This is a genomic window from Mesorhizobium sp. M0159 (assembly GCF_040322295.1).
In the GTDB taxonomy this organism is placed as follows: Bacteria; Pseudomonadota; Alphaproteobacteria; order Rhizobiales; family Rhizobiaceae; genus Mesorhizobium.
The window spans coordinates 56,860-79,435 of sequence record NZ_JAMYTF010000005.1; the positions used below are offsets into that span (position 1 = coordinate 56,860).

Sequence of the window (22,576 nt, forward strand, 5' to 3'; positions counted from 1 at the left end):
CGGGGTCAATAGTCGGCTGAAGCGATCACTCGCATTACAATGGTGTCGGCAAGCAACGCCGCAAATATTGCGAAAAGATAGACAATCGAATACGCAAACAGTGCCTTTGCCGGCTTCATCTCCTTGTCGGCGACGAGAACCTTCCAGGCCTGCCAAATGAAACCTGCACCCAACGCGGCTGAAACAGTGCCGTAATATCCGCTCGCGAAGCCGAAGCCCCAAGGAAGCACGCCGATTGGCGCCAAGAGCAGCGAATAGGCGAAGATTTGTTTTCTGGTCGAGTGCTGGCCGGCCACATTCGGCATCATCGGGACCCCCGCCGCGGCATAGTCACCGACCTTGAAAAGGGCCAGCGCCCAGAAATGAGGCGGCGTCCAGAGGAAAATGATCAGAAACAGGATGAGACTTTCAATGCCGATTGCGCCGGTTGCAGCAGCCCACCCGATCACCGGAGGAAGGGCGCCTGCCGCGCCGCCTATGACGATATTCTGTGGCGTCGAGCGCTTCAGCCACATCGTGTAGATAACAACATAGAAAAAGATGGTGAACGCCAACAACGATGCGGCGAGCCACCCCACCAGCACGCCGAGCGTCATGACCGACAGTGCGGAAAGCACCAGACCGAAGCTGAGAGCTTCGCCAGGCGTGACGCGACCGGACGGAATTGGTCGCTTGGACGTGCGAGACATCAAGGCGTCTATGTCTGCGTCGTACCACATATTGAGCGCGCCGGCGGCTCCCGCTCCAACCGCGATTGCGCCGATGGCAATTACGGCGATAACTGGATTCATCACGCCGGGCGCCATCATCAGGCCGACGAAGGCAGTAAACACGGCAAGCGCCATGACGCGTGGCTTCAAAAGCGCAAAGAAATCACCCGCCGTCGCCTCCGAGAGGCGGATGCCGGTATCCTTGAGACGGCTTTCTTCAGTCGACATTCAGACGACCACCGATGGGAATGGCAGCCTAGCCGGCCAATGTCTTTTTTGCAACGAGCCGCCCTCCCACCGACACTGCCGGCAGATTGCGGCCGAGGCTATGCCTCGACCTGTTTGCTATGCCAAGACCCGGCGGAAGAGCCGGGCTATTTGGAGAATTGCTTCAGATAAGCAATGACGTTGGCGATGTCCTCGTCTTTCTTGAGGCCGACAAACGCCATCTTGGTTCCTTTGACCATCGCCTTGGGATCGCGAAGGTAGGTCGTCAGCGTGGCTTCGTCCCATTTAACGCCGGATTTTCCGGCCTCGGTCATAGCCTTGGAATAGCTGAACCCTGGATGCGTGCCGGCCGTTCGGCCGATGACGCCGTTCAAGGACGGACCGATCTTGTTCTGATCCTTGTCCGCGATATGGCAGACCTTGCATTTGGCGAAGACCTTCTCACCCGCCGCGGCATCCTGTGCCCGCGAGGGGCCGGCAATGACGGTGGCGACGGACATGATGATGAAAAACACAATGGCACGCATGGCATTTCCTCCCTGATCGCCAATTTGCCCTGGCTGACCTGCACAGGCCGACATTTAGTCCGCTGGCATGCGCTCTTGAATGGCAGAACGGATATCCAATGCCTGGGGTTGCGGCACCTACATACCACAGAACCCGGCCGGCAGGTAGAGTTCGGCCATGCAAAGGTTTAATGCGGACAATCTGCTCAAGGCAATTTGGTGTTGCAGCTGGCGGCGATCCGGCCGATCGCCTCTTCAACTCCGGTGAGGTCAAACTCGGCTTTGCCGCGCCCCGACAGCAGCCCGAACCGCCAGGACAGCAGCAGCCGGTCCGCGGAAATCAGTCGCCTGATGCCGTCGGCACCGTCGCGGACCAGCATTCTGCTGCGCGGGCCGACCGACCAGCTTTCGTTGAGCTTGCCGGATTGGCCGACAGTCACCGACATGGCGATGGTTCGGCTGGCGGAAACGGTGTCGCTCAGTTGCAGCCATTCGCTCCAACGCGGTTCGCCGGCTGTCCGGCAGGCGATCGTCAAAACCGGGCTGTAGCTCAATGCGCCGCCACCGGTGATGAGCTTGTTGGTCGCGTAAAGCGAGGCGGTGACAAGGCCATCGCTGCTCTTGTCGAACCGCCAGTTGTCGAGAACCGTATCAGCCTGGGCAATGCCGCAGACCGACGCAAGCAGGAACGCCGCCGCCACGCTTCCGATACCGAAGAACTGTCTCAACGATGCCTCCAACAACCGCTGCGGTCAGCAACCCAGCGCAGATAATCATCAAAGCTTCATATCGCTACCTCGACCGCCAGATGCGTGAAATCCGTTGCGTCTGCGCCACAACGAAAAAGGCCGCCTCGAGAAGGCGGCCTTTCGGAATTCAGCAGGGACGTTATTCAGCGTCCTTGGCGGCCTTCTTCTTCGGCGCGGCCTTTTTCTTCGGCTCTTCAGCGTCGTCGTCGGCCTTCTTGGTGTCCGCTTTTTTCGCAGCCGCCTTCTTCGCCGGCTTGGCCTTGGTTGTCTCCGTATCCTCGTCGTCGGCCAGCAGCTCTTCCTTGCTGACCTTGACATCGGTGACCGAAATCTGGCCGAGCAGATGGTCAACCACCTTCTCTTCGAACATCGGCGCGCGCAACGTGTTCAGCGCTTCGGGATTATTGCGATAGAATTCGAACGCTTCCTGCTGCTGGTTGGCCGGATAGCGACGCACCTGCTCGAACAGGCCGCGCTGCAATTCCTCGTCCGTCACGGTGACGCCGGCCTTCTCGCCGATTTCGGCGAGAACCAGGCCGAGACGCACGCGGCGCTCGGCAAGCCGCATGTATTCGGCACGCGCTTCTTCTTCCGTCGTCTCTTCGTCGGCAAAGGTGCGCCCAGCAGCTTCGAGGTCGCGGTTGACCTGGTTCCAGATGTTGTTGAACTCGGCCTCGACGAGCTTGGACGGCGCCTCGAACGAGTAAGCAGCGTCGAGCTGGTCGAGCAACTGCCGCTTGACTTTCTGGCGCGTTATCGAGCCGAACTGGTTCTCGATCTGACCGCGCACCACCTCGCGCAGGCGCTCCAGCGATTCAAGGCCGAGATTTTTGGCCATCTCGTCGTTGATCTCAAGCGCACCGGGCTTCGACACTTCCTTGATCGTCACGTCAAAAGTGGCTTCCTTGCCGGCCAGATGCGCCGCCTGGTAGTTTTCCGGGAAGGTAACCGTGACCTGCTTCTCGTCGCCGGCCTTGCTGCCGACCAGCTGGTCCTCGAAGCCGGGGATGAATTCCTTCGAGCCGAGCACCAGCGGCTGATCGGTGCCGGCGCCGCCGCCGAAGGCTTCGCCGTCGATCTTGCCGACATAATCGATGGTCACGCGATCGCCCTCGGCGGCCTTGCCGGTCTTCGGCTCGTAAGTGCGGGCGGATTCAGCGACACGCTTGACCTGCTCGTCGATCTCTTCATCCGGCACGTCGAACACCTGGCGCGTCACCTTGATGTCGGAGAAATCCTTGATCTCGATCGGCGGAATGACCTCATAGTTCAGGCGGAACTCGAAATCGGCACCGCCTGCCAGGATCTTCTCGGCTTCCTTCTCGTCCTCGGTCATGATCACTTCAGGCTGCATGGCGGCCTTTTCGCCGCGCCCGGTGATGATCGAACGGGTCGAATCATTGAGAATCTCGTTGACCACTTCGGCCATGAATGATTTGCCGTAGACCTTGCGCAGATGCTGCACCGGCACCTTGCCGGGGCGGAAGCCGTTGATGCGGACCTTGTTCCTGGCGTCGGAGAGCCGCGCCATCAGCTTGGCTTCCATGTCACCGGCCGGCACGGTGATCTTGATCTCGCGCTTGAGACCGGAGTTGAGCGTTTCGGTGACCTGCATCATAAAACCTTTGTTTCCACCAATGAGGCCGTCAAACGGCCCCTGCCGTTTACAGCCTGCCGGTATGATCTTGCCGGGAATGGCTTTTGGTGCGGGACTTGGCGATCTGTCCGCTCAACGCGGCACAAATCCTCCAGAAATACGCTCCAAAATGTGAATAAGTCTTTGTTTTTCCTACTTCTTATCACATTCTGCAGAAGCGGATCGTCGCGTCCCGTCACATTCGACACGCCTTTTGTCACAGGCGCGGCCGATTTTCAACCATCTTTGCATTCCGGCCAATGATGCCGATGTGGGCTCTGACATTGACAGAATGATGGCTACATGGGATTGGCCGGGCAATGCGGATGTGGCGGAATTGGTAGACGCCCTGGATTTAGGTTCCAGTGCCGAAAGGCGTGGGGGTTCGAGTCCCTTCATCCGCACCACCCTTCGCTCTTCGAGCTGCAGGTGGCAGGCCACTCGAAGCTCCTCCGAAGCCTTGGCGAAGGAGGATCATTGCCAAGGCCGTAGCGCGATCTAGTAAAGCGGCTCCTCGAACAGTGTCTTGTCGCCATCCACCAGCGCCTTGATCTGCGCCGTGCCGTTCGCCGCAATCGCCACCCGGATGCCGAACGGCCGCACCCGCATGTCGTTCTGGATCGCCATCCCCTCGCCTTCCGGCAGATAGAAGCGCTCGATGCCGTAATCCGGCGCGATCGTCGTTGCTCCCTGGCTGATATTCCAGCCCTCGGAGACGTGTCCGACGATATCGGCTTCATCGGATGCTGCCGGCGCCGGCGCTTGCCCGAACCAAGCCGCGGTCGGCCCCCAATAGCCGTCGGCGCCCTGCTTCAGCCTGACCACGATCGACGTTTCCTCGCTGGAAAGCTTGCCGGCCGGAATGTTGCCGATCAGCTTCACCGGTATGCGCGAAATATCGTAGCCGAGCAGAATGTAGTCACCGCGCAAGAGATCGCGCGGATCGATCGGCTCGACCCTGAGCAGGACCTGCTTGCCATCGCGCAGGATCGCCGCGCGTCCGGCGATGATCCAGCTCAGAAAGCCGATCTGGACGAGCGCCAGGACCAGCGCCGAGATGATCAGTCTTTTGCCGGTCATCATGCCGCCGCTCCTGTCATGTTCGAGGCGTTCATGCGCTTTTCTATGCGGATGATAATGAAAGCAAGAACGGCGAGAAGCACCGCCGCCGCAAGGAAGAAGCCTGCCGTGTCGAGCATTGATTGCAGCATCACCACATAGATGATGGCGAGTTCGAAGGCGAAGCCCGCATAGGCAACCCAGCGCAGTCCCCGGCTCTCGCGGCCGCCCAGCACGATCGCCGCGACGATGCCGGCCAGCGCAACAGCCGAGGCAATGGCGAAGCCGCTATTGTAGCTGCTTTCATCCGCCAGTTCGAATTGGATCATCGCCAGGCCGGTGAGAAAGCCGATCAGCGCGTGCAAGGGCAACCTGCCGCCGAGTTGCAAAACCCTCTCGACCGGCCCGGCAGCAAAGATCGCAGCGGTAAAAAGCAGCACCGACGCGGCAACGAGCGGGATGGCGACTTGCAGCGTGTCGTATTCCATGGCCAACAGCACGAGGTAGAAAAGCACCGACAGGATGATCAGGTGGCGCGCCGCCTGGCTGCGCGTCCAGAACGAAACGGCGAACAGAATTAGCGCCATGACCACGAAGAGATGCGGAAATTCCGTGCGCCGGAAGTAGTCGAACCCTCTCAGGAACAGCCAGGCATCGGCGATGCCGACAGCAGCGACGGTCAGCGGGTTTGAGCGCAGCGCCACCGCCGCCAGCGCCGTGCCGGCGCCCCAGGTGATCAAGGCCGAGGCCTCGTCGCCCGACAAATGATACATCTGGCCGATCAGCGCGATCGATCCGCCGAACGCTGCTGCCGCGACGATCCACAGCGCCTCGCCGATCGCCGCATGGTCGCGCATCTTCAGCACCGCGCCGCCGACATAGCCGGCAAGGATAACGGCAAAAAGTGCCGCGACCCGCACCAGCCGCGGGATGACTTCCCAGTTGGCGGCGATAAAGATCAGGATAGCCGCGCCGAACAGCAGCGCCGCCATCATCGCCAGGATCGAGCCGAAACTCAGCGATTTGCGTTCGTTTGCCTCGACGTCGCGCGTCAGCGCATCGGCTGTCGGCGCGTCGATCAGGCCGGCCTGTTGCCATCGTGCGATATCCGACCTGACCCGTGACGAATAGCTCGCCATGCCCCTCCCCCTTTGCTTGGTCCTTTTAGCTCGTCCGGCCAAGCGTTTGACCTAACGGCATTTTCCGATCTGGGCGGAAAGCCGGACGCGCGTTAATGCTGCATTGCACAATTTGCATTGCTGCCATGCACCAATAGCGCTTTTAAATCGATATGACCCCACCTATTTTCACGGTGCACACAAAGACGGAATGATCCGAAAGAAAGACGAAACGAGACTACCATGAACCTGATCCGCAACTATCGCAACTGGCGCCGCTATAGGGACACCGTGTCCGAGCTGAACCGCCTGAGCACCCGTGAACTGACCGACCTCGGCATCAGCCGCAGCGACATTCACTACGTCGCCCGCAAGGCGGTCTAATCCTTCGGGCCGCAAATGGTCCGAACCAGTTTTGAAAAGAGAACGACAATGAACCTGATCCGCAACTATCGTAACTGGCGCGTCTACCGCGAGACGGTTACCGAGCTGGGTCGCCTGTCGAATCGCCAGCTCAACGATCTCGGCATCGTCCGCGACGAGATCAAGATGGTCGCTCGCAGGGCGATCTAACCACAAGAATTTCGCCAGGGTCGACCTCCTCCCCGACCCTGACGGATACGGTCAGCCTTCACCTCCTCCCGAGGGTTGACCACAAAAACGGCGCCCGCCGGACCTCCTCCCTCGGCGGGCGCTGTTTCCAGGTTGTTTCTAAAAAGGGTTTCGCGCCCTTTCAAATGGCGAAAAGAATTTCGTCAAAGCCGACCTCCTCCCCGGCGATGACGAATACGGTCGATCTTCACCTCCTCCCGAGGATCGACCAACAAAACGACACCCGCCGGACCTCCTCCCCCGGCGGGTGTTGTTGTTTTGGGGCGGCTTCCCCCGTCAGCCATTCTCCCGCGTGGCAATTGCAATCCTTGCGCCAAGCGACTATTTCGGCGCTCATGGACAAGAACCCCATTCACGTTATCGGCGGCGGACTTGCCGGCTCCGAAGCCGCCTGGCAGGCGGCCGAAGCCGGCGTTCCCGTTGTCCTGCATGAAATGCGTCCCGTCCGCGGCACCGATGCGCACAAGACCGACGGGCTGGCCGAGCTCGTCTGTTCCAATTCCTTCCGCTCCGACGATGCGCAAACCAATGCCGTCGGCCTGCTGCACGCCGAAATGCGGCTGGCTGGTTCGCTGATCATGAGCGCCGGCGATGCTCACCAGGTGCCGGCCGGCGGTGCGCTGGCCGTCGACCGCGACGGGTTTTCCGAAGCGGTGACCAGAAAGCTCGAAGCCCACCCGCTCATCACCATTCGGCGCGAGGAAATGCCGGGCCTGCCGCCGGCGGATTGGGACCAGGCGATCGTTGCCACCGGCCCGCTGACCGCGCCTTCGCTCGCCCAATCGATTGCGGAAGCAACCGGCGCCGACGCACTCGCCTTCTTCGATGCCATCGCGCCGATCGTCCATTTCGACACGATCGACATGGATATCTGCTGGTTCCAGTCGCGCTACGACAAGGTCGGCCCCGGCGGCACCGGCAAGGATTACATCAACTGCCCGATGGACAAGGAGCAGTACCTTGCCTTCGTGCAGGCGCTGGTCGACGGCCAGAAAACCGAATTCAAGCAATGGGAAGGCACGCCCTATTTCGACGGCTGCCTGCCGATCGAGGTGATGGCCGAGCGCGGCGTCGAGACATTGCGCTACGGGCCGATGAAGCCGATGGGACTGACCAATGCGCATAATCCGTCTGTAAAGGCGTATGCCGTCGTCCAGCTCCGCCAGGACAATGCGCTGGGTACGCTCTACAATATGGTCGGCTTCCAGACCAAGCTGAAGCACGCCGAGCAGGTGCGCATATTCCGCACCATCCCCGGGCTGGAAAACGCCGAATTTGCCCGCCTAGGCGGCCTGCACCGCAACACCTACATCAATTCGCCGACGCTGCTCGACGCGTCGCTGCAGTTGAAGTCGCGACCCGGCCTGCGCTTTGCCGGCCAGATCACCGGCTGCGAGGGCTACGTCGAGAGCGCCGCCATCGGTCTGCTTGCCGGGCGCTTTGCCGCCGCCGAAAGGCTTGGCCACGCGCCGTCGCTGCCGCCCTTGACCACCGCCTTCGGCGCCTTGCTCAACCACATCACCGGCGGCCATATTGTCTCCGACGACGAGCCGGGAAAGCGCTCCTTCCAGCCGATGAACGTCAATTTCGGTCTGTTCCCGCCCGTGGACGCGCCAAAGATCGAGGGCAAGCGGCTGCGCGGCAAGGACAAGACGGTTGCCAAGCGGCACGCCGTGACATCGCGCGCGCTCGCCGACTGCCGCGAATGGCTGGGGCTGCCTTCCCAGGCCGAAGCTGCGGAATAACGATCAGGTTGGCTACGCGGCAGCCTCTATGCGACCGGCCAGCCCCGCGTCGCGCGCCGGAACAAGAGCAAATGCCGGCGCAAGGCCGAAAGCCGCACCGCGCCATCAAGCGGTGAGTGGCGGGAGCCCTCCATCTTGCCGAGATACGCGCCCGTCAGAGCCAGCGGCAGAAAGGCCGGACGCAGTGAAACCGGCAGGGTGGACGCCCCCTGCTCGAAAGCGGAAAGATGCTCGCGTGCCAGCGCGATCATCGCGGCAACGGCGCGTTCCGCGCCCGGCCCGCCGTCGCCTGTAACGAATTCTTGCGGCGAGGATCCCGCCGCTGCCAAAATGTCGGCCGGGACAAAGCACTGTCCCCGCTTGCGATGCAGCGGCAGCAGAAGCAGCAGACCGGTCATCGCCTGCGCACAACCTGCCCTGCCGGCAAGTTCGGCAAAGCGCGGTGCTTCGGCCGGATCGAGCACGATCGCCGCAAGCTGGATGAGCGCGGCGGCAGTCTCGCCGCAATAGCCTTCGAGATCGGTGCGCGACGGCATCGGGTCGTCATAGAGATCGAAGACGCGCGCTTCGAGCATATTGTCGAAAGCGGCCTTGGGCAGGCGGTGAGTGGAAATCGTCGCCTTCAGCGCGTCCGCCACGGGATGGCCAATCTCTGCCTCATCCTCTTCGGCGGCGATGACATCGCGCCACCATTGCAGCCGGACCTCGCCCGGCAGCGCTTCGCGGATGCGATCGCGTATGCCGGCAATTTCGGCGTTGAAGGCATAGAGCGAAAACAGCGCGTCCCGCTTGTCTTCGGGCGCGTAGAGCGCGGTCAGATAGCGGTCATGATCGGCGGCGCGCACCGTCTCCATGACGACTTTGGTGTTTTCGGCCACGTCAGTCGACGGCGAGGAGTGCTGCCGCCACGGCGCGGTCTTCAGCCAGCAGCACATTATAGGTCCGCACCGCCGCCCCGGTCGACATCGGATCGGCGGAAATGCCGGCGTCCTTCAGCGCGGCACGCAGCGCGGTCGGCAACGGCCTCAGATCCTTGCCGCTGCCGACCAGCAGGATCTCGACCTTGGCGGCCTCGTTGAACAGCTTGGTGAAATCCGCTGCCGTCAGCGCCAACGGATCGGCCGGCTCCCAGCCATAGATGCCAGAAGGCAGGCACAGCAGCGAGCCGCGATGCGACATGTCGGCAAAGCGGAAACCGCCATTGCCGTAAGCCTCGATCGGTGCGCGGCCGGGGAAATGCGCCTCGCGGATGACGATGCCCTTGGCCACTTTTGAGGCAAGCCGTCAGGTGGCTATGGCTTTGCCGCCGCCCACCGGCTTTTCCTCATCGGACGCTGTGGCCTGCGGCCGCAGCTTGAACAGGATAAGCAGTGGCGCGGCGATAAAGATCGACGAATAGGTGCCGAACACGACGCCGAACAGCATGGCCATGGTGAACGAGCGGATCACCTCGCCGCCGAACAGCACCAGCGCCAGCAGCGCCAGGATCGTCGTCACCGAGGTCAGCGTCGTCCTCGACAGCGTCTCGTTGATGGCGTTGTTCAGCAATTGCGGCAGCGGCATTCGCTTGTATTTTCGCAGATCCTCGCGAACACGGTCATAGACGACGATCGTATCGTTGAGCGAATAACCGATGATAGTGAGGATCGCCGCCAGCGACGACTGGTTGAATTCGAGGCCGGTGATGACGAAGAAGCCGATCGTCATGACCACGTCGTGAACGGTCGCAACGATGGCGCCGACCGCGAACTGCCATTCGAAGCGGAACCAGACATAGATCAGGATGCCGAGCAGCGCGACCAGCATGGCAATGGTGCCTTGCTTGGCAAGCTCGCCCGAGACCGTCGGCCCGACCACTTCGACGCGGCGGAAATCATACTGGTCCTGCAGCTCGCCGCGCACTTTGTCGATGACGGTCTGTTCGGCGTTCTCGCCGCCCTCCTGCGTGCCGACGCGGATCAGCACGTCGTTCGGTTCGCCGAACTGCTGAACCTGCACCTCGCCGATGTTGAGTTCCGTCAGCCTGCCGCGGATGTCGGCGAGATCAGCATTGCCGGTCTTGGCCTGCACCTCGATCAGTGAGCCGCCCTTGAAATCGATGCCGTAATTGATGTCGATGGTCATGAAGCCGATGACCGACAGCACCGAAAGCACGCTGGACAGTGTGAACGTCCAGCGGCGGATGCCCATGAACGGAATTTTCGTTCCCGGCGGAATGAAGGTCACCGGCGCGCGCGGCAACTCCTTCGGACGGGCCCGGCGAAGCCAGATCGACACCAGCAGGCGGGTGAAGGTGAAGGCGGTGAAGACCGTGGTCAGGATGCCGATGGCATAGGTGACGGCAAAGCCCTTCACCGGCCCGGTTCCGAGCCAGAACAGCACCACGGTTGCGATCAGCGAGGTCACGTTGGAATCGACGATGGTCGCCAGCGCCTTGCTGAAACCGGTATCGATCGCCTGAATGACCGAGCGGCCGGCACGTCGCTCCTCGCGGATGCGTTCATAGATGAGGACGTTCGAATCGACCGCCATGCCGATGGTCAGCACGATACCGGCGATACCCGGCAAGGTCAGCGTCGCACCAAGCAGCGACAGCAGCCCGACGATCATCGCCACATGCACCGCCAGCGCGATGTTGGCGAGGAAGCCGAGAAAGCCGTAGGCGACGAACATGAACGCCACGACCAGGATCGAACCGATGATGCCGGCGACCTTGCCGGCATGGATGGAATCCTGGCCGAGACCAGGCCCCACGGTGCGCTCCTCGATCACAGTCAGCGTCGCCGGCAAAGCGCCGGCACGCAGCAGCACGGCGAGGTCGTTGGCGCTCTCGGCAGTAAAATTGCCCGAGATTTGGCCGCTGCCGCCAAGGATCGGTTCGCGGATCTGCGGCGCCGAAATCACCTGATTGTCGAGGATGATGGCGAACAGCTTGCCGACATTCTGCGATGTCGCCTGGCCGAACCGCGTCGCTCCCCTGGAATTGAAGGTGAACGAAACCACCGGCTCGTTGGTCTGGGAGTTATAAGTCGCACTCGCTTTGTCGAGGTCTTCACCCGAGACGATGACGCGGTTCTCGATCAGATAGGGAACGGGCGGATCGTCCTGCGAATAGAGCACCGAGGACCCCGCCGGCGGGCGGCCCTTGAGCGCATCCTGCACCGGCATCGACTGGTCGACCATCTGGAAGGTCAGCTTGGCGGTCTGGCCGAGGATCTCCTTCAGCCGCTGCGGATCCTGCAGGCCCGGCACCTGGACCAGAACGCGATCGTCGCCCTGCCTTTGCACGATCGGCTCGGTGGTGCCGAGCTCGTTGACGCGGCGACCGACGACCTCGATCGACTGCGTCAGCGCCGCCGAGGTGCGGTATTTGATGCCGGCATCGGTGACGGTGAACTTGAGCAGGCCGGGCTGGGATTCATCCAGTGTCATCTCCCGGATGGAGCCGCCGCTGAACAGGCCAGCTTGCACCGGATCGGTTAATGTCTTCAACGCATTCTTGGCGGCATCGACCTGATTGGCATCGGTGATGCGGACCTGAACGCTGCGGCCCGATCCGGAAAGGCCGGTATAGCCGACTTTGGCATTGCGCAGCAGCGTTCGAATTTCGTCGCGCGTCGTCTCCAGCTGGTCCTTGATCAGATCGTTCGGATCCATCCTGAGCAGGATATGCGAGCCGCCCTGCAGGTCGAGGCCGAGCGTCATCTGCCGCTTCGGCACCCAGTCGGGCAACTTGGCCAGCGTGCTGGCGGAAAAAAGGTTGGGCGCAGCGAGGACCACTGTGGCGGCCACGGCCAGCCAGATCAGGATCATCTTGAAGCGCGAAAAATAAAGCATATGGCGTCGTCCGTCAGGGCGTACTGGCGGATCGTTCCGCCGACAATTCGGTTATTTCTTGGCGTTCTGGTTCGCCACCGGCTCGCCCTTGACGCGCACGTCGGCGATCGTCGAGCGCAGCGCCGTCACCTTGGTACCGCCGCCAAGGTCGATCTCGAGCTCGTTATCGTCAATCACCTTGGTTACCTTGCCGACCAAGCCGCCACCGGTGACAACGGTGTCGCCGCGGCGAACCGCCGCCAGCATCTCGCCGCGCTTCTTCAGCTGCGTACGCTGCGGCCGGATGATCAGAAAATACATGATCACGAAAATCAGAGCAAACGGCACGATCTGGATAAACATTGCGGACGAGTCCCCGCCGATGCCTTGGGCGTATGCCGGTGTCACGAACATCGAGGTACTCCTGAATTTTAAAAACAGCCGCCAAACCGTTCTGGGAATTTGACGGCCCCGCCAAATTTGGCCGGAATATAGTCGGTAACGTTGCCAATGCAACTGCGCCGCCGGGCAAATCGGCTGCTTTTCCGGCCTGGTGAGCCGTGTTAGAGGGTGATCCCCAAAAGCGACGCTCGGTTTCCGCAAAAGATCATGCCCGAACAAATGCTTGGGACGAGTTTCGAAACCGCTGAAATCAGGTAGGTTGGCCTGCCGCACCATCCTGAAAGCGAAACAAAAAAGACAAGAGATGACCGACAGTACCATCGATATCCTGAGCCAGAAGCTCGACCGCCTGATCGAGGCGGTCGCCCGCCTCGCCCCGCCGCCGGTGCCGCAAACCAACCTCAGCGAGGCCGATTGCTTCGTCTGGCAGGCCGATCCCGGCTATCTGGAGCCGGTGCGCAAGGTCAACCGCGTCGACATCGGCCTGATCCGCGGCGTCGACCGCGTCCGCGACATATTGGTCGACAACACCGAGCGCTTCGCCTCAGGCTATGCTGCCAACAACGTGCTGTTGTGGGGTGCGCGCGGCATGGGCAAATCGTCGCTGGTCAAGGCGGTGCACGCCGCGGTCAACGCTTCGGCCAAGCTCGACCTGCCGCTCAAGCTGATCGAGATCCATCGCGAAGACATCGACACGCTGCCAAAGCTGATGGGCCTGCTGAAGGCGGCACCCTTCCGCTTCATCCTGTTTTGCGACGACCTGTCATTCGACCACGACGACACCTCCTACAAATCGCTGAAAGCAGCTCTTGAAGGCGGCGTCGAGGGCCGCCCGGCCAACGTCATCTTCTACGCCACCTCGAACCGGCGGCATCTGTTGCCGCGCGACATGATCGACAATGAGCGCTCGACGGCGATCAATCCGTCCGAAGCGGTCGAGGAAAAGGTTTCGCTGTCGGACCGTTTCGGCCTGTGGCTTGGCTTCCACAAATGTTCGCAGGACGAATATCTCGACATGATCGACGGCTATGTCCGCCATCACAATCTCGCCATCGATCCCGAGACGCTGCGCGCCGAGGCGCTGGAATGGGCGACGACGCGCGGCAGCCGTTCGGGCCGCGTCGCCTGGCAGTTCACCCAGGATCTGGCAGGCCGGCTCGGCAAATCGCTTAAGGATTAGCCGCTCAAGGACTAACAGCAGAAGAAGCCCGCACCTTGCGGAGCGGACTTCCTCGGCGGGCTGAAGGTCAGGTGGCCCGCAAATCGCTTTTCGTCGTCTATTCGAGATAGGTCGAAGGATCGACCGGCGCCGAGTTCTTGCGCACTTCGAAATGCAGTTTCGGCGAGTCGGTGGTGCCGCTCATGCCGGACAGGGCGATTTCCTGACCGCGCTTTACCTTCTGGCCGCGCTGCACCTCGATCGAGCTGGTGTGGCCGTAGACGGTGACCAGACCGTTTTCGTGACGCACCAGCACCGTGTTGCCGAATTCCTTGAGGCCGTCACCGGCATAGATGACGACGCCGTTTTCAGCTGCCTTGACCGGCGTCCCCTCGGGCACGGCAATGTCGACGCCGTCCTTGCCGCCGCCGAAGCTTGAGATCACGCGGCCGCGCACCGGCCAGCGCATCTTGCCGATGCCGGTTGCGTCCGGCGCCACCGCATCGTCGTCCTCGGCCTGCTGGATGACTTTCGCGTCCTTCTTTGGCGGCGTGTAGGAGGCGAGCGTCTGCGTCGGCGTGGCCTTGGCAGGCGGCTGGGTGGTGGCCGTCGTCACCGGATCGACCTTTGCCGGCTTCGCACTGGCGACGACAGCGGTTCCGCCTGCCGGCACTTTCAGGGTCTGGCCGATCTTGAGCAGTCCATCCTGCATGCCGTTCGCCTGCTTCAACGCGACGACGCCGACGCCGGTCTTTCTGGCGATGGCCGACAGCGTATCGCCTTGCTGAACCGTGTAGGTGCCGCCGGCACCGGCCGGCTTGGCCGTCGCCGAAGCCACTTTGGGCGCGGTCTTTCCATCCTCCGGCTGGCTCGCGGCAGCCGAGGCGTCCACCTGCGCGGCAGACTTGCCTTCCCTGAGCTTCGGCTGCTGCGGCAGCACGGCCACCTTCTCCGGCGCGTCGGCCGGCTGGTCGTGCCTGGTGCCGTTCGCGGGCTTGGCGTCGGCGACTTTCGGCGTGGCGCCGTTGCTCGAATACGCATAGGCCGGGATGACGAGCTTCTGGCCGGTCTTCAGCCCCTTGGTCGCGCTCAGCCCGTTGACTTTCATGATGGCATCGGCCGGCACGCCGTAGCGCCGAGACAGGCCGGAAATGGTCTCGCCGTCCTTGACGACGATCTCGGTTGCATGCGGTGCGCCGGCGGCCGTCGCCATGCGCGGCGCGTCGGGCTCGGCGTTCTTGAACGGCCTTGCCGCCGGAGCGACGGTGCCGGTTGCCGTCCTGTCGACACGAGGAGCGGCAGGCGCCATCGCCGGCGCGGCAGCGGTACGCATCGGGCGGGCGGCGGGTGCCAGGGCGGGAGCCGGCGGTGGCAACTGCTGCGCCGTAACCGGTTCGAGGCTTGAGCGGCTGACCGACTGGGTGTGGCTGCCGTCGACCGGCGCGGCAGCAACATCGCCCGGATAGGGCTGGGCAGCATCCTGCTTGTCGATGATGGCGCGCTGGTTGTTGGTCGAGGCGGTGAACACTTCATCGACGCTGTTGAACCGCGCCACCTGGGAACTACACCCCGTCGCAGCGCCTGCGATCATGAGGACGGCGCAGCCACGCGCCAGATTGCGTCCGTTTGCCTTCAAAACACTGAATTGCATCGCACTAACCCGCACAGACCCGGTACAACTGAGTGTGATTAAAGCGCGTTAATGTTACCGGTCGGTTAAACCTGTAGAATCAGACGCAAATTTTCTTAAAATATTCGAGGAAGGCTCTCAACTTCGTCGTCCTAGGGCGGAGCAGGAGCGAAGCTCCGTCGCGGAGACCCTGGGATGACGAAACGACAGGCTTCGGCTGATCCCCAAGCGGCGCGATGTACCCGGAATCAGATGACCGCGGCGACACCGTGCAGGATCGGCTGCAGGCGCACCAGGCCGATATCCTCGCGTTCGAAGCGGCTGCCGACCTTGGTCAGCTTGGCCAGCACCTGCTCGCCTTCGTCGGGTCCGATCGGCGCGATGACGATGCCGCCGCTCGACAATTGGTCGAGGAGAAAGCGCGGCAGGCTGTCGAAGGCCGCCCAGGCGACGATGCGGTCGAACGGCGCTTCGTTGGCCAGCCCGTTTGAACCGTCCGCCTGGCGCACGATGACATTGCCGATGGCGAGCGCCTCGAGCCGCTGCCGGGCCTGTTCGGCCAGCGTCTTGTAACGGTCGATGGTGACGATCCGCGCGGCAAGCCGCGACATCACCGCCGCCGTGTAGCCGGACCCGGTGCCGATCTCGAGCACCCGGTTGCCCGGCTCGATGGCAAGTGCCGCGATCACCGCCGCCTGCAGGTCGGCGCCTTCGATGGCCTCGCCGCATTCGATCGGCAGCATACGGTCCGACCAGGCTATCGAGTGGAAATGCGGAGACAGAAAGCCGCGCCGCGGCGTCGCCTCGAAGGCGGCGATCAGCGCCTTCGGCACCGTCCCCCTGCCGCGCAGGCGAAGCAGGAAGGCAGCGAAACCTTCGCGCTCGTCGACCGTTGCAGCGTGGTTCAAGTTCATGCGAGCGCCTTGGCCAGTTGATCGCGGATTTCATGCGCGGTGAGATCGAGCTGCAGCGGCGTCACCGACACCAGCCGATTGCGCAAGGCATGGAGGTCGGTGCCTTGCTTGCCCTCGACTGGCTCGCGGCCGAAGCGCAGCCAGTAGTAAGGCAGGCCGCGCCCGTCGCGCCGCTCGTCGACCCACAGGCTGTGGACCAGCTTGCCCTGCGAAGTGACTACAGTTCCGGCGATCTCTTCCGGCGCACAGTTCGGAAAATTGACGTTGAGCAGCACGCCGTCCGGCAACGGCATGGCGACGAGCTTTTCGAGCAGGGCCGGCGCCAGCGCTTCGGTGGTCTCGTAGGGAACGACGCGGTCCTCGCCGACATAGGAATAGGCCTGGCTGATGGCGATTGATCGCACGCCGAGCAGCGCACCTTCCATGGCGCCGGCGACCGTGCCCGAATAGGTGACATCGTCGGCGATGTTGGCGCCGGAATTGACGCCGGACAGGATCAGGTCAGGCGCTTCGGGCAGGATCTTCTTCACGCCCATGATGATACAGTCGGTCGGCGTTCCGCGCACCGCAAAGTGCTTTTCGCCGATTTTCCTGAGCCGCAGCGGCTCCGAGATCGACAGCGAATGCGCATAGCCGGACTGATCCTGTTCCGGTGCCACCACCCAGACGTCGTCCGACAGCGTGCGCGCGATGCGTTCGAGTGATGCAAGGCCCTCGGCATGGATGCCGTCGTCGTTGGTCAGGAGGATGCGCATGAGACCGCCTTTGCAGAATTGGATTGACGGCAGCGCTCTACGATACCCCCCTCTGTCCTGCCCTCTTTTCCACCACTTGGCATCTCCCCCTCAAGGGGGGAGATCGGCAATACCGTAGCCGCCGCCTTCCTTGCTACGCCAACAGTTGGCGAAAGCTGTGATGACGGCGCAATCTCCCCCCTTGAGGGGGAGATGTCCGGCAGGACAGAGGGGGGCGCGAAGGAACGCGGGGCCGACAAGCTTGTCACCTCGATGATTCGATCTTTGCGAGACCGCCCATGTAAGGACGAAGCGCTTCAGGAATGGTTACGCTGCCGTCCTCATTCTGGTAATTTTCGATGACTGCGATAAGAGCGCGGCCGACGGCGGTGCCCGAACCGTTCAGCGTGTGGACGAAGCGATTGCCCTTGCCGTCCTTGTCCTTGTAGCGGGCGTCCATGCGCCGCGCCTGGAAATCGCCGCACACCGAGCACGACGAGATCTCGCGATAGGCATTCTGGCCGGGCAGCCAGACCTCGATATCGTAGGTCTTGCGCGCGCCAAAGCCCATGTCGCCAGTGCACAGGGTCATGGTGCGGAACGGCAGGCCGAGCCGCTTCAGCACCTCCTCGGCGCATTCGGTCATGCGCTCATGCTCGGCAACCGAAGTCTCCTGGTCGGTGATCGACACCAGCTCGACCTTGTAGAACTGGTGCTGGCGCAGCATGCCGCGCGTGTCGCGCCCGGCCGAGCCCGCCTCGGAGCGGAAGCACGGCGTCAGCGCGGTATAGCGAAGCGGCAGTTTTTCATGCGGTGTGATCTCGTCGCGAACGAGATTGGTGAGCGGGACTTCGGCGGTTGGTATTAGGCCGAGCCTGCCGTCCCCATGCCGAACGAAGAATGAATCCTCCTCGAATTTCGGCAGTTGCCCGGTCCCGAAAAGCACCTCGTCGCGCACCATCAACGGCGGCTGGATCTCCACATAGCCGTGCTCGGTGGTGTGCAGATCCAGCATGAACTGGCCGAGCGCGCGTTCCATCCGCGCCAGGCCGCTTTTGAGCACGGTGAAGCGCGAGCCGGAAAGCCGTGCTGCCCGCTCGAAATCCATCATGCCGAGCGCTTCGCCGATCTCGAAATGCTCCTTCACCCAGTTCGGCCGCGTCGCCACCTCGCCGACGACGCGCTTGACGACGTTGTCGTGCTCGTCCTTGCCGACCGGCACGTCGTCGAACGGCACGTTTGGCAGCACCGCCAATGCATCGTTCAGCGCCTTGTCGAGCTCGCGCTCGCGCGCCTCGCCATTCTGGATGAACGCCTTGATCTCGCCGACCTCGGCCTTCAGCCGTTCGGCAAGGGTGGCATCGCCCGAGCGCATGGCATTGCCGATCTCCCTCGATGCGGCGTTGCGGCGTTCCTGCCTGGTCTGCAGCTCGGTCAGATGCTCGCGCCGCGCCTCGTCCCGCGCGATCAAATCATCGACCGTGGACTGCGCATCCTCAGCCGACCACGAGCGCTTCTGGAGCGCTTCGACAAGGACTGTCGGGTTGTCGCGAATCCATTTGATGTCAAGCATGGTCTGTTCGTCCTTGAGTAGGCCAGAGGGGGTAAACCGCATCGATGCAAGGCGTCAAGGCAGAGTTCCTTCGCGCCCCCCTCTGTCCTGCCGGACATCTCCCCCACGGGTGGGGAGATCGGCCGTCACTGCTGCTTTCGCCAATCTCCGGCGCTGAAAAAGCAAGCCATCGGCGAAGTTGCCAATCTCCCCCCAAGTGGGGGAGATGTCCGGCAGGACAGAGGGGGGCGCTGTCCCGCCGACCTCAGGCGGCAACACCGGAACTTCAAAGGAAGAAACAAAAAAACCCGCCTGAGTGGGCGGGTTTTTGGAGCCAATTGGCACCATACCCAAATTAGTAGCATAGCTGCCGGCACAAAGCAAGAACAAAGTTGCTATGGCCGGCAAAAAGATGCTGCCCGCCTCAATCGCTACGTCGAAGACGCGTCCGCCGGCTTTTCGGCCACCTCTTCGGTGGCGTCCTGCTTTTCGCGGGCCACACGGTCGCGCTCCTTGCTGCGTTCGATCAGCCGGGCCGACCAGATCGAGACCTCGTAGAGCAGGATCGTCGGAATGGCGAGGCCGATCTGGCTCATCGGGTCGGGCGGCGTCAGCACCGCCGCCACCACAAAGGCGATGACGATCGCCCATTTGCGCTTCTCGGCCAGGGCCGTGGACGACAGCATGCCGACCCGCGTCATCAGGCTTGTCACCACCGGCAGCTGGAACACCAGGCCGAAGGAGAAGATCAGCGTCATGATCAGGCTGAGATATTCGGACACTTTCGGCAGCAGCGAAATCTGCACCTGGTCGTTGGTGCCGGTCTGCTGCATGGCGAGGAAGAACCACATCACCATCGGCGTGAAGAAGAAATAGACCAGCGATGCGCCCATCAGGAACAGGATCGGCGAGGCGATCAGGAACGGCAGGAAGGCGTTGCGCTCGTTTTTGTAGAGGCCGGGCGCGATGAATTTGTAGATCTGCGTGGCGATCAGCGGAAAGGCGATGACCATGCCGCCGAACATGGCGAGCTTGACCTGGGTAAAGAAGAACTCCTGTGGCGCCGTATAGATCAGCTCGACCTTGTGCGGGTCGAGCCCGGCCCATTGGGTCGCCCATCTGAACGGAATGACCAGAAGGTTGAACAGCCGCTTGGCGAAAAAGAAGCAGACCAGGAAGGCAACAAAAAAACCGCCAATCGACCAGATCAGCCGCCGGCGCAACTCGATCAGGTGCTCCATCAGCGGAGCCGACGATTTTTCTATCTCGTCCTTTTCCTTGTCCGAAACGCTCACTTGGCGGCTCCCGCCGTTTTCCTGGCGGCCGGCTTCTTCGTTGCTGACGCCGGCTTCTTCGTTGCTGACGACTGCGCTTTTTGCTCAACTTTTGCGGCAGCCTTTGGCGCAGCAGTCTTTGCCGGCTTGGCCGGGACGGCGGCCGGGGCTTTCGCGGGCGCTGGCTTCTTCTTTGCCGCAGGTGCTTTTTTCGGCACGGCCGCTGCAGCCGTTTGCGCCTGCACTGCCGGCGCTACGACGGACTCGTCCGTCATCGGCGGAAAGATCGGCGTGGCCGGCGCCGGCTCCGGCGGGCTGACGCCCGGCATCGTCGTTGCGCCGTTCTTAAGCGGCTCGGCCGCCTGCTCCGTCGCAGCGGCGGCATCGACGGCCGGCTTGGGTTTCATCACTGCGTCGACGCCGGAACGGACGTCGGCGGCGGCCTGCTCGAATGGATTGAGCTGTTTCCTGATCTCGGCTGCCGGATTGAGGCTTCTCAGCGAATCGACCGACTTCTTGACGTCGTCGAGCTCGGCTTCCTTCAACGCGTCGTTGAACTGCCGCTGGAAATCGGACGCCATGGCGCGCAGCTTCGCCGTCGTGCGGCCGAAGGTGCGCAGCATGTTGGGCAAATCCTTGGGCCCGACGACCACGATCATGACGATCGCGATCACCAGCATCTCGGTCCAGCCGACTTCGAACATAGCTATACGTTCCGACTCAAGTTTTGGCCGACTAAAGTTTTGGGCTCAGCTTTTGCTGGCCTTTTCCTTCGGCACCGAAACGGTCTCGTCGGAACGGTGTTCGACGGTGCGCTTGTCCTCAGCCGTCTCGTCGTCGGCCATGCCCTTCTTGAAGCTCTTGATACCCTTGGCCATGTCGCCCATCAGCTCGGGGATCTTGCCGCGGCCGAACACCAGCAGCACGATCACCAGAACGATCATCCAGTGCCAAATCGAAAATGAACCCATAGCAAATCTCTCTCGAACGGTTTCCCAGACGCTGATCTATGCGCTTTCGGGTTCGGATTCAAACAGAACTGCGACAGAGTTCATGAATGAGTCGCCGAAGTCACGCACTTTCGGCACGGCGGCCCGCTACCAATCGGCGCAGTTCCATCCTGCCTGTGGCTTTAAGATGGCGCTCGGCTCAATCTTCCGTGACGCGCGGCGTCAAAAGGCCGAGTTCTTCGAGGTCGATGTCGGTCAGCGGATCCTCGTCGTCGGTGAGCGCATCGGGGTCGGCCGGCGGCAGCGGCACCGAGAAATTCGACGGCATGCGGCCGGACAGCAGCCCCGCACCCTTCAATTCCTCCATGCCGGGGAGATCGCGTATCTCCTCCAGTGCGAAATGGTCGAGGAAAATGTCGGTCGTGCCGTAAGTGACGGGACGGCCGGGCGTGCGACGCCGGCCGCGCATCCTCACCCATTCGGTCTCCATCAGCGTGTCGAGCGTCCCCTTTGACGTCTCGACGCCGCGGATGTCCTCGATCTCGGCGCGCGTTACCGGTTGGTGGTAGGCGATGATCGCCAGCACTTCGAGGGCAGCGCGGGACAGTTTGCGCTGCTGCACCGTGTCACGGCTCATCAGGAAGGCGAGGTCGCCGGCGGTGCGAAACGCCCAGGCATCGCCGACGCGCACCAGATTGACGCCGCGCCGCGCATAGATCTGCTGCAGTTCGGCCATTGCCGCGGCAATGTTGATGCCGTCGGGCAGTCGCGAAGTGAGCTGTTTTTCGCTGACCGGCTCGGCGCTGGCGAATACGATCGCCTCGGCCATCCGTACGGCCTCCGCCATATGCAGCCGCTCGCCAGGATTCCGCGACAAATTCTGCCCCTGATTTTGTGCCGGGTTTTCGGCGACCGCGCCTTGCTCGGCATCGTCGTCGACCTTGAACGGAATGACCGAAGCGTTGGCGCGTTCGCTCATGGTGTTACCTCGACTATCTTGATGGCCTGGGCGCGGCCGCGCAGATACAGCGGCGCGAACACCTGGTCCTGCCGCATTTCCATCTTGCCTTCGCGCACCAGTTCCAGCGTCGCCGCAAACGAGCTGGCAACCGCAGTGCGCCGCTCTTCCGGGCCGGCCAGATATTCGACCAGGAAACTGTCGAGCGCCGTCCAGTCGCGCAGCGACCCGATCAGCCTGATCAGCACGTCGCGCGCATCCTTGAGCGACCACACGCCGCGCCTGGCGATCGTCACATTGGTTATTGCCTGCTTCTGGCGCTGCTGAGCATAGGCGGTCAACAGGTCGTAGAGCGAGGCCGAATAGGCATTGCGCTTCTCGACGATGACCATTTCCGGCATGCCGCGTGCAAACACGTCGCGTCCGAGCCGGTTGCGGTTGACCAGCCGTGCCGCCGCGTCGCGCATCGCCTCCAGCCGCTTCAGCCGGAACTGTAGCACCGCCGCCAGTTCCTCGCCGCTTTCGCCTTCATCGCCGGGCTGCTTGGGGATCAGAAGCTTCGATTTGAGGAAAGCCAGCCACGCCGCCATCACCAGGTAGTCGGCGGCAAGCTCCAGCCTCAGCGCCCTCACCTTCTCGACAAAGGCCAGATACTGTTCGGCCAGCGCCAGGATCGAGATGCGCGACAGGTCGACCTTCTGATTGCGGGCAAGATGCAGCAGAAGATCGAGCGGACCTTCGAAGCCGGCCACATCGACGACCAACGCCGGATCGCCGGTCAGCCGGGAATCGTCGTTCTCGGCCCACAAGCGGTCCATCGGTGC

23 protein-coding genes and 1 tRNA gene are annotated in these 22,576 nt (G+C 62.4%); 5 read left to right on the forward strand and 19 right to left on the reverse strand.

Annotation, left to right across the window (positions count from 1 at the left end; all coding sequences use genetic code 11):
* Nucleotides 1-5: 5 nt before the first annotated feature.
* The 4 genes from NKJ32_RS06975 to tig form a co-directional block, all read right to left on the reverse strand.
* Entirely contained in the window at nt 6-938 is a 933-nt protein-coding gene (locus tag NKJ32_RS06975) for a heme o synthase (RefSeq protein WP_023678907.1), read from the reverse strand.
* Between the two features lie 146 nt (nt 939-1,084).
* Entirely contained in the window at nt 1,085-1,438 is a 354-nt protein-coding gene (locus NKJ32_RS06980; RefSeq protein WP_502894605.1) for a c-type cytochrome, read from the reverse strand.
* 212 nt (nt 1,439-1,650) lie between these two features.
* On the reverse strand, nt 1,651-2,172 hold the full coding sequence (locus NKJ32_RS06985; protein WP_023678909.1) for a hypothetical protein: 522 nt from the start codon (nt 2,170-2,172) through the stop codon (nt 1,651-1,653).
* A gap of 160 nt (nt 2,173-2,332) precedes the next feature.
* Nucleotides 2,333-3,808, reverse strand: coding sequence for a trigger factor (gene tig, locus NKJ32_RS06990; protein WP_023678910.1), 1,476 nt, complete (start codon nt 3,806-3,808; stop codon nt 2,333-2,335).
* 343 nt (nt 3,809-4,151) lie between these two features.
* On the opposite strand from tig, the gene NKJ32_RS06995 reads away from it, so the two are divergent.
* A tRNA-Leu gene (locus NKJ32_RS06995) sits at nt 4,152-4,236 on the forward strand.
* A 91-nt stretch (nt 4,237-4,327) separates the two neighbouring features.
* Here the strand turns inward: NKJ32_RS06995 and NKJ32_RS07000 are convergent.
* Both NKJ32_RS07000 and NKJ32_RS07005 read right to left on the reverse strand, forming a co-directional pair.
* On the reverse strand, nt 4,328-4,912 hold the full coding sequence (locus NKJ32_RS07000) for a GDYXXLXY domain-containing protein (protein ID WP_352587907.1): 585 nt from the start codon (nt 4,910-4,912) through the stop codon (nt 4,328-4,330).
* Nucleotides 4,909-6,027 (reverse strand): DUF2157 domain-containing protein, encoded by a 1,119-nt coding sequence (locus NKJ32_RS07005; protein ID WP_352568847.1) that lies wholly within the window; start codon nt 6,025-6,027, stop codon nt 4,909-4,911. The genes NKJ32_RS07000 and NKJ32_RS07005 overlap by 4 nt, the downstream gene beginning before the upstream one ends.
* 222 nt (nt 6,028-6,249) lie before the next feature.
* Here NKJ32_RS07005 and NKJ32_RS07010 point away from each other — a divergent pair, with 222 nt between their 5' ends.
* The 3 genes from NKJ32_RS07010 to trmFO all read left to right on the forward strand — a co-directional run bounded on the left by NKJ32_RS07010 (nt 6,250) and on the right by trmFO (nt 8,363).
* A complete protein-coding gene (locus tag NKJ32_RS07010) occupies nt 6,250-6,390 on the forward strand; it encodes a DUF1127 domain-containing protein (protein WP_023678913.1) in 141 nt (46 codons plus the stop codon).
* 48 nt (nt 6,391-6,438) lie between these two features.
* Nucleotides 6,439-6,579: a DUF1127 domain-containing protein gene (locus NKJ32_RS07015; RefSeq protein WP_023678914.1), complete on the forward strand. Its 141-nt coding sequence runs from the start codon at nt 6,439-6,441 to the stop codon at nt 6,577-6,579.
* Between the two features lie 374 nt (nt 6,580-6,953).
* Nucleotides 6,954-8,363 (forward strand): methylenetetrahydrofolate--tRNA-(uracil(54)-C(5))-methyltransferase (FADH(2)-oxidizing) TrmFO, encoded by a 1,410-nt coding sequence (gene trmFO / locus NKJ32_RS07020; protein ID WP_352568848.1) that lies wholly within the window; start codon nt 6,954-6,956, stop codon nt 8,361-8,363.
* Nucleotides 8,364-8,389: 26 nt separating this feature from the next.
* Here the strand turns inward: trmFO and NKJ32_RS07025 are convergent, their stop codons facing one another.
* From NKJ32_RS07025 to yajC, 4 genes are read right to left on the reverse strand one after another with little or no spacing between them, the layout of a single operon-like run.
* Nucleotides 8,390-9,217 (reverse strand): phytoene/squalene synthase family protein, encoded by an 828-nt coding sequence (locus tag NKJ32_RS07025; protein WP_502894606.1) that lies wholly within the window; start codon nt 9,215-9,217, stop codon nt 8,390-8,392.
* A gap of 25 nt (nt 9,218-9,242) precedes the next feature.
* Nucleotides 9,243-9,632, reverse strand: a complete 390-nt coding sequence (locus NKJ32_RS07030) for an Mth938-like domain-containing protein (RefSeq protein WP_352568849.1) — start codon at nt 9,630-9,632, stop codon at nt 9,243-9,245.
* 15 nt (nt 9,633-9,647) lie between these two features.
* Nucleotides 9,648-12,200: a protein translocase subunit SecDF gene (gene secDF, locus NKJ32_RS07035; RefSeq protein ID WP_352568850.1), complete on the reverse strand. Its 2,553-nt coding sequence runs from the start codon at nt 12,198-12,200 to the stop codon at nt 9,648-9,650.
* A 51-nt stretch (nt 12,201-12,251) separates the two neighbouring features.
* Nucleotides 12,252-12,593 carry a preprotein translocase subunit YajC gene (gene yajC, locus NKJ32_RS07040; protein ID WP_352451381.1) on the reverse strand — a complete coding sequence of 114 codons (342 nt, stop codon included), beginning with the start codon at nt 12,591-12,593 and terminating at the stop codon, nt 12,252-12,254.
* Nucleotides 12,594-12,885: 292 nt separating this feature from the next.
* On the opposite strand from yajC, the gene NKJ32_RS07045 reads away from it, so the two are divergent.
* Nucleotides 12,886-13,761 (forward strand): ATP-binding protein, encoded by an 876-nt coding sequence (locus NKJ32_RS07045; RefSeq protein WP_352827169.1) that lies wholly within the window; start codon nt 12,886-12,888, stop codon nt 13,759-13,761.
* 97 nt (nt 13,762-13,858) lie between these two features.
* On the opposite strand, the gene NKJ32_RS07050 is transcribed toward NKJ32_RS07045, so the two are convergent.
* From NKJ32_RS07050 to NKJ32_RS07090, 9 genes are all read right to left on the reverse strand, one after another.
* On the reverse strand, nt 13,859-15,391 hold the full coding sequence (locus tag NKJ32_RS07050) for a peptidoglycan DD-metalloendopeptidase family protein (protein WP_352827171.1): 1,533 nt from the start codon (nt 15,389-15,391) through the stop codon (nt 13,859-13,861).
* Between the two features lie 227 nt (nt 15,392-15,618).
* The gene (locus NKJ32_RS07055; RefSeq protein ID WP_352500868.1) at nt 15,619-16,284 is read right to left on the reverse strand and encodes a protein-L-isoaspartate(D-aspartate) O-methyltransferase; all 666 of its coding nucleotides are present in this window, start codon (nt 16,282-16,284) and stop codon (nt 15,619-15,621) included.
* Complete coding sequence (surE, locus tag NKJ32_RS07060) at nt 16,281-17,039, reverse strand: 5'/3'-nucleotidase SurE (RefSeq protein ID WP_352827173.1); 759 nt, start codon at nt 17,037-17,039, stop codon at nt 16,281-16,283. Before surE ends, NKJ32_RS07055 begins: the two co-directional genes overlap by 4 nt.
* A 244-nt stretch (nt 17,040-17,283) precedes the next feature.
* Nucleotides 17,284-18,591 carry a serine--tRNA ligase gene (serS, locus tag NKJ32_RS07065; protein ID WP_352827175.1) on the reverse strand — a complete coding sequence of 436 codons (1,308 nt, stop codon included), beginning with the start codon at nt 18,589-18,591 and terminating at the stop codon, nt 17,284-17,286.
* A gap of 410 nt (nt 18,592-19,001) precedes the next feature.
* Nucleotides 19,002-19,865 carry a twin-arginine translocase subunit TatC gene (gene tatC, locus NKJ32_RS07070; protein WP_023678927.1) on the reverse strand — a complete coding sequence of 288 codons (864 nt, stop codon included), beginning with the start codon at nt 19,863-19,865 and terminating at the stop codon, nt 19,002-19,004.
* A complete protein-coding gene (gene tatB, locus NKJ32_RS07075) occupies nt 19,862-20,548 on the reverse strand; it encodes a Sec-independent protein translocase protein TatB (protein ID WP_352827177.1) in 687 nt (228 codons plus the stop codon). Before tatB ends, tatC begins: the two co-directional genes overlap by 4 nt.
* 45 nt (nt 20,549-20,593) lie before the next feature.
* Nucleotides 20,594-20,815: a twin-arginine translocase TatA/TatE family subunit gene (locus NKJ32_RS07080; protein ID WP_023678929.1), complete on the reverse strand. Its 222-nt coding sequence runs from the start codon at nt 20,813-20,815 to the stop codon at nt 20,594-20,596.
* 178 nt (nt 20,816-20,993) lie between these two features.
* Complete coding sequence (gene scpB, locus NKJ32_RS07085; protein ID WP_352451389.1) at nt 20,994-21,773, reverse strand: SMC-Scp complex subunit ScpB; 780 nt, start codon at nt 21,771-21,773, stop codon at nt 20,994-20,996.
* The gene (locus NKJ32_RS07090) at nt 21,770-22,570 is read right to left on the reverse strand and encodes a segregation and condensation protein A (RefSeq protein ID WP_352482297.1); all 801 of its coding nucleotides are present in this window, start codon (nt 22,568-22,570) and stop codon (nt 21,770-21,772) included. Before NKJ32_RS07090 ends, scpB begins: the two co-directional genes overlap by 4 nt.
* Nucleotides 22,571-22,576: the final 6 nt, after the last annotated feature.